This window comes from Achromobacter sp. (genome assembly GCF_036567245.1).
In the GTDB taxonomy this organism is placed as follows: domain Bacteria; phylum Pseudomonadota; class Gammaproteobacteria; order Burkholderiales; family Burkholderiaceae_B; genus Achromobacter.
The window spans coordinates 1-6,987 of the sequence record NZ_DATCUY010000131.1; the positions used below are offsets into that span (position 1 = coordinate 1).

Annotated in this window: 7 protein-coding genes; all 7 read right to left on the reverse strand. The window is 67.7% G+C overall.

Annotation, left to right across the window (positions count from 1 at the left end; genetic code table 11):
* Positions 1 to 908 (reverse strand): ABC transporter ATP-binding protein (locus VIR09_RS05930; protein ID WP_332012032.1); only part of this gene is annotated, 908 nt, incomplete at its 3' end.
* Positions 909 to 916: 8 nt separating this feature from the next.
* Positions 917 to 1,792 carry an ABC transporter permease gene (locus VIR09_RS05935; RefSeq protein WP_332012033.1) on the reverse strand — a complete coding sequence of 292 codons (876 nt, stop codon included), beginning with the start codon at positions 1,790 to 1,792 and terminating at the stop codon, positions 917 to 919.
* Positions 1,793 to 1,805: 13 nt separating this feature from the next.
* Positions 1,806 to 2,741: an ABC transporter permease gene (locus tag VIR09_RS05940; protein WP_332012034.1), complete on the reverse strand. Its 936-nt coding sequence runs from the start codon at positions 2,739 to 2,741 to the stop codon at positions 1,806 to 1,808.
* Between the two features lie 51 nt (positions 2,742 to 2,792).
* Entirely contained in the window at positions 2,793 to 4,364 is a 1,572-nt protein-coding gene (locus tag VIR09_RS05945) for an ABC transporter substrate-binding protein (protein WP_332012035.1), read from the reverse strand.
* A 53-nt stretch (positions 4,365 to 4,417) separates the two neighbouring features.
* On the reverse strand, positions 4,418 to 5,863 hold the full coding sequence (locus VIR09_RS05950) for a M81 family metallopeptidase (RefSeq protein WP_332012036.1): 1,446 nt from the start codon (positions 5,861 to 5,863) through the stop codon (positions 4,418 to 4,420).
* A 126-nt stretch (positions 5,864 to 5,989) separates the two neighbouring features.
* Entirely contained in the window at positions 5,990 to 6,406 is a 417-nt protein-coding gene (locus tag VIR09_RS05955; protein ID WP_332012037.1) for a RidA family protein, read from the reverse strand.
* Between the two features lie 28 nt (positions 6,407 to 6,434).
* On the reverse strand, positions 6,435 to 6,987 hold a 553-nt coding region (locus VIR09_RS05960; RefSeq protein WP_332012038.1), incomplete at its 5' end, for an FAD-dependent oxidoreductase.

The window sequence follows — 6,987 nt, forward strand, 5'->3', positions numbered from 1 at the left end:
CAGCGCGGCTGCGCCTCCGGGCAGCGCGCCGCGAAAGCGCAGCCGCGCGACTCGGGCGTCATCACGGGCACGATGCCAGGCAGCTCGGCCAGCCGCGCCGTATGGTCCTGGCCTGCGGCGAAGTCGGGCAGGGAGCGGATCAGCGCCTGGGTGTAGGGATGCCGGGCGCGGTCCAGGATGTCGTCGACGCTGCCTTCCTCCACCTTGCGTCCGGCGTACATCACGATGACGCGCTGGCACATCTGCGCGACCACGCCCAGGTCATGGGTGATCAGCACGATGGAGGTGCCCAGCCGCTGCTGGATTTCCCGCAGCAGGTGCAGGATCTGCGCCTGGATGGTGACGTCCAGCGCGGTGGTGGGCTCGTCGGCGATCAGGACCTTGGGCTGGCAGGCCAGCGCCATGGCGATCATGGCGCGCTGGCGCATGCCGCCGGACAGCTGGTAGGGATACTCGCGCACGCGGCGCGCCGGGTCGGATATCTGCACCAGCTCCAGCAGCGATTCGGCCTGCGCCATGGCGTCGCGCCGCGACAGGCCCTGGTGCAGCATTAGGGATTCGCTGATCTGCCGGCCCACCGTGAACACGGGGTTCAGCGAGGTCATGGGCTCCTGGAAGATCATCGAGATCTGGTTGCCGCGGATCGCGCGCATGGCTTTTTCAGGAAGCGCCAGCAGATCCTGGCCATCGAACTCGATGCGGCCGCCGGCCACGCGCCCGGGCGCGCGCAGCAGACGCATGATGGACAGGGACGTCACGCTCTTGCCGCAGCCGGACTCGCCGACCAGGCCCAGGGTCTCGCCGGGCATCAGGTCGAAGGAGAGCCGGTCCACGGCGACCACCGTGGTTTCGTCGCCGTCAAAACAGGTGGTGAGGTCGTGCACGCGCAAGACAGGTTGGGTTTGCATGTGCGCTCCTACAGTTTTTTGGCCAGGCGGGGATCGAGCATGTCGCGCAGCCCGTCGCCCACCAGATTGACGGCCAGGACGGCCACGCCCAGGAACAGGCCCGGATACAGGATGATGTGGAAGGCCACGGCAACAAAGTTGCGGCCTTCGGCCATGATGTTGCCCCAGCTGGGGATCTGCGGCGGTATGCCCACGCCCAGGAAGCTCAGCACGGCTTCGGTCAGGATGGCGGACGCCGCGATGAAGGTGGCCTGCACCATCAGCGGGGCGAACAGGTTGGGCAGGATGTGGCGCAGCAGGATCGCGGGCACGCGGGTGCCGGACGAAATGGCGGCCTCGATGTAGGGCTGCTCGCGTATCGTCAACACCAGCGCCCGCACCAGCCGCACCACGCGCGGTACTTCGGGGATGACGATGGCTATGATCACGGTGCCCAGGCCGCCTTTCAGGGTGGCCATCAGGGCAATGGCCAGCAGCACGCCGGGTATGGCCATCAGGCCGTCCATGATGCGCATGATGAAGGCGTCGATGCGGCGGAAGTAGCCCGCCACCATGCCCAGGGCCACGCCGGCGACGGTGGAGACCACCGCCACCACAATGCCGACCACCAGCGAGACGCGGGCGCCCCAGACGGTGCGGGAATAGACGTCGCGGCCCAGCGCGTCGGTGCCGAAGAAGTGTTCCGAGGAAGGCGGCTTCATGCGCGCCAGCGGATTGATGTCCTGCGGGTCGACGGTGGCCAGCCAGGGCGCGGCCAGCGCGATCGCGGCCAGCGCCAGCAGGATGGCGCCGCCGATGTACAGCATGGGATGACGGCGCAGCGAACGCAGGATGCGGCGATGGCGCGGACGCCGCGTGGGCAGGGACAGGGTGGTGGTGGTCATGCGTTGCCCCCGTTCAATAGCGGATGCGCGGATCGAAGAGCCGGTAGCTCAGGTCGACCAGCAGGTTGATCATTACGTAGATGCCCGAGGCCACCAGCAGCACGCCCTGGATGACGGGATAGTCATGGCGCAGCACGGCATCGATGGTCAGGCGGCCCAGGCCGGGAATGGCGAACACGGTTTCCGTGACCACCACGCCGCCGATCAGCAGGGCCACGCCCACGCCGATGGTCGTGACGATGGGATTGGCGGCATTCTTCAGCGCATGCCACACGATGGGGCCGGCCGCGAGGCCTTTGGCGCGGGCGGTGCGGATGTAGTCCTCGGACAGGGCTTCCAGCATGGTGGCGCGCGTCATGCGCGTCAGCAACGCCATATAGACCAGGCCCAGGGACAGACAGGGCAGCACCAGGTGGCGCAGGTAGGGCACCACGCCGTCCGCCAGCGGCTTGTAGCCCTGCACCGGCAGCCAGCCCAGCTTGATCGAAAAGCCATAGACCAGGCTGTAGCCGATCAGGAACACCGGCACCGAGAACGCGCAGACCGCGCCTATCATGACCAGCCGGTCCAGCCAGCGTCCTGCGTGCCAGGCCGCCAGCACGCCCAGCGGAATCGCCACGATCACCGCGAACAGCATGGTGAAGATGGCGATGGACAGGGTCGGCCCCATGCGCTGGCCGATCAGCTGCGAGACCGGCATCTGCGTCGACATGGACGTGCCCAGGTCGCCGGTGGCGATGTGGCTGACCCAGATGCCGAACTGCTGCAGCAGCGGCTTGTCCAGCCCCAGGTTCTGGCGGATCTTCTCCACATCGTCGGCGGTGGCGTTGTCGCCCGCGATCACCGCGGCCGGGTCGCCCGGCGACAGATGGATCAGCAGGAACACCACGACCGCGACCACGGCCATGACAGGAATGACGGCCGCGATGCGGCGCAGTATGTATTTCACGCTGGTTTTCCCCCGGCTTGCGGCCGGGCGCAAGTGCGCCCGGCCCCTGCCTTACGGCTTCTCGATGTTCCACATCACCGGGATGCCGGTCTTCAGCAGCTCGGTGTGCGTGAGGCCGCGGAACGCGGACACGGGCTTGAACTCGCCCCACATGACGTAAGGCACGCTCTGGTAGGCGCGCGCCTGCATTTGCGCGGCGATGTCCTTGCGCTTGGCCGGGTCGGTTTCGCGGATCCAGCTGGTGCGCAGCGCGTCGAGCTCCTTGTCGCAGGGCCAGCCCGGCAGGCTGTTGCCGCAGGCCGCGGACATCCAGGGGTTGGTCACCGGCGTGCTGGCGTCGTAATAGCCGCCCCAGGTCAGGAAGACGTTCCAGCCGCCTTGCGCGGGCGGATCCTTCTTCAGGCGGCGTCCGGCCAGCGAGGCCCAGTCCATGGATTGCAGGTCGACGTTGATGCCGGCCTTCTTCATGTTCTGCGTCAGCACCATGACGGCGGGCGCGCTCAGGTGGTCCGTGGGATACAGGACCACGACCTTCTCGCCCTTGTAGCCGGCCTCCTGCAGCAGCTGCTTGGCGCGCGCCGGATCGGTCTTGGCGTAGGGCGCCGCGCCTGCGTCGCTGGCCAGGGGCGAGCCGCAGACGAAGAGGCTGGGGCAATAGTCGACCCGGTACTTCTCCGGGTAGCCCATGGCCGACAGCATTTCCTTCTGGTTCACCAGGTGGTAGAGCGCCTGGCGGGCAAGCTGATTGTCGAAGGGCGGATGCAGCGAGTTGAGGATGACCATGCCCTGCGTCGCGACGGACGTGTTCAGGGTGATGTCCTTGTTGGTTTCCAGGACGGGCAGGAAGTCGGGCGTGGTCTGTTCGATCATGTCGACCTCGCCGTTCATCAGGGCGGCGGTGGCCGTGTTGCCGTCGGGGATGTAGACCCATTCGATCCGGTCCACCTTGACGTTCTTGCCGCCCGCCAGGCCGTCGGCCGGTTCGGCGCGCGGCACGTAGGCGGGATTCTTCACGTACACGACCTTGTTGCCTGGCACCCATTCGTCGCGCTTGAAGAGGAAGGGTCCCGAGCCGACCATTTCGGTGACCTGGGTGTTCGGGTCCGTCATGGCCAGGCGCTTGGGCATGATGAAGGGAGGCATGCCGGAAGGCTTGGACAAGGCGTCCAGTACCAGGCCGAAAGGCTCCTTGAGCGTCAGCGTGAAGGTATTGTCGCCGGTCGCGGCGAGTTCGGCGCCTGCGGCCATCATGGCCTGGCCCAGCGTGTCCTTCTTGGCCCAGCGCTGGATCGACGCCACGCAGTCCTCGGCCTTGACCGGCGTGCCGTCGTTGAACTTCAGGCCGGGGCGCAAGGTGAAGGTCCAGGTCTTGCCGTCTTCGGATGCGGTCCAGCTGTCCACCATCTGCGGCTTGACCTGGCCCTTGCTGTCCTGCGAGAACAGGGTGTCGAACACCATGTAGCCGTGGTTGCGCGTGATGTAGGCCGTGTTGAACAGCGGGTCCAGCGTCTTGAGGTCCGCGTGCGGCACCAGGCGCAGGGTCTTGGTCTGCGCCAGCGCGCCGGTGGCGGCGCCCATGGCCAGCAGGGCGGCTGCGCCCAGCAAACTGAAACGTCTGATCATTGTTATCCCCTAGTTTGTTCCTGCGCCCGTGGCGGGCGGTGATGGGTCGCGCCTCAGGCCGTGAACGGCCACTTCGGCAATTTGCGCTTGGTGTAGGGCAGCGCGTTGTAGTCGGTCGTGATGGCGCCCGGCGTCTCCACGTAGATGACGTGGCGGCCGACCTTCGAATACGAGGCGTAGAAGTGCTGCGACGATTTCACGATGACGAGTTTCATGGCCTGCAGGTCCACACCGAACTGAGTGAACAGGTCGGTGCCCATGGCCTGGGTGCGGTTGGTGGTCAGCGCGAGGGTCACGCCCTGGCTGCGCACGATGGCGGTGTCGCCCAGCAGCGCGGGCGTGCCGGCCAGCCCGGTCATGATGGCGTCGCGCTTGAGCGCCAGGATTTCGCAGTCCAGGTCCAGCGGCTGGCCCGATACCGGCGCCACCTTGCCGCCGATGCGCAACTGGATGCGCGCGCCTTCCCCCGCCTCAAAACAGAGCTGCACCGCCACCGGGTCCCAGAACGGGCCGGTTGCGACGTCGCTGATGCCGCGCGCCAGCACGCGCTCCAGGATGAAGGTCGCGTCGCTGGGCGCGCCGCCGCCGGCGTTGTCGGCGGAGTCCGCCAGCACCACGGGGAAGTCGTTCAGCGCCAGCGCCTGGTCCAGCGCTGCGTCGGCGCCGGGATAGGGCGGCGCCAACTGCTCGCGAAAGCCGATGATCTCTTCGCCCAGCGCGCGCGCCAGGGCGTCGGCCTGGGCCTGGTCGCCGTCCGTATAGACCAGCACCTTGGAGCCCATGTCGGGCGTGTCGCCCCAGGGGAAGCCATGCGCGATGGATACCGACAGCACGCCTTCCTTGCCTTCCATGGCGAGCAGGCGGTCCACGAAGCTGCGCATGGGTTCGCGGCTGGTGTGCATGATGGAGATCATTTCGCAGTCGTACACGGCGCGCGCGGGCTTGATGCGGCCTTCGGCGCGGGCCACGCACAGGTCCACCAGGTCGTAGGCGCGCTCCAGGATGTCGGTGTGCGGATACTCCTTGAAGCAGACCAGGAAGTCGGCGCTTTCCATCATGTCCGCCGTCATGTGGCAATGCGGATCCAGTTCGGCGCCGATCACGGCGTCGGGCCCCACGATCTCGCGCGCGCGGCGCAGCAGGTCGCCTTCGCAATCGTCGTAGCCGTCAGCCACCATGGCGCCGTGCAGGCCGAACAGGGCGATGTCGACCTTGCCCGCGCGACGCAAATCGTCCAGCAGCTCGTCGCGCAGGGTTTCATAGGCGTGGCGGGTGGTGATGCCCGCCGGCGTGGCGCCCGCGGTCAGGCCTTCTATCAGGGTCCAGTCCTTGCCCTGGGCGCGCTGGCGCGCCGCCCACAGCGGCCCCGAGAACATCTGCATGCGGTCCGGATGCTGGCCCGCGGGGTAGTAGCCGCGCGCCCGGTAGGCGGACAGCCCGGTCGGGATGGGAGAGAAGGTGTTCGTCTCGGTCGCCAGGGACCCGGAAAATATTTTCATGCTGCCGCTCCGCATAAAGATGTGCTCAGGGGGGCGCAGGCGTTGCCGCGAGCGCGAAGGAAAGGTCGTACTGCCTGGCGCCGGGCCAGGCAGTGTCCTGCTATCGAACAGGCCCGCGGCGCGGGCTCAGGCTTCGGACACGGGGCCGGGCGTAAAGCCGCCGTAGCCCGCCGCCGCACCCAGCCAGGCCTGCACTTCGATCTCCACGTCCACGCCCATGGCCAGCTTGGCCTCGACCGTCGAGCGCGAGGGGAAGTCAGAGGAAAAATGGCTGCGGTAGGCGTCGTTGAACTGCGCGAACAGTTCCAGATTCGTCAGCCACACCGTGACGCGCACCACGTCCTTGAGGCTGGCGCCGGCCAGGGCCAGCGTTTCCTTGATGCGCTCGATGGCGGCATGGGTCTGGGCGGTGATGTCGCCGCGCACGACCTGGCCATTGGCGTCCATCGGGATCTGGCCGGACAGGAACAAGAAGCCGCCGGCCTGGGTGGCGCGGGAGAACGGCAGGGGCAGGGGGCTGGGATAGCGGGCTATGGTGGTCATGATGGACTCTCGCAGGCTAGGGGAAGGTTCAGCGCAGGCGCGCGGGACGCACGGCCTCGGCGTCCACGCCGTGCGCATGCAGGTGAGCGGGCAACGGCTGGCGCGTGAGCAGCGCGGCGGCCAGTTCGGAGGTCGCCGCGGCTGTCTGGATACCATAGCCGCCTTGTGCCGCCAGCCAGAAGAAAGCGGGCGCATCGGCGTCCCAGCCGACCACGAAATCGCCGTCGCGCACAAAGGAGCGCAGGCCGGCCCAGGTGTGCTTGGGGCGGCGGATGGTGAGCGAGGTGGCGGTTTCGATGCGGTAGATGCCGGTGGCCACGTCCAGCTCTTCCGGCACCACGTCGTGCGCGGCGACCGGATCGGCGTTGGCCGGCGAGCCCAGCAATTGGCCGGCGTCGGGCTTGAAGTAATAGCTTTCATCGACCCCGACCACGGCCGGCCAATGGGCAAAGTCCACATCCTGCGGACCGGAGAACGTGAAGGCGGTGCGCCGGCACGGCTGCAGGCCGACTGGCGAGGCGCCGCACAGAGCTGCGGTGTGGTCCGCCCAGGCGCCGGCGGCGTTGACCAGCGCCCGTGCC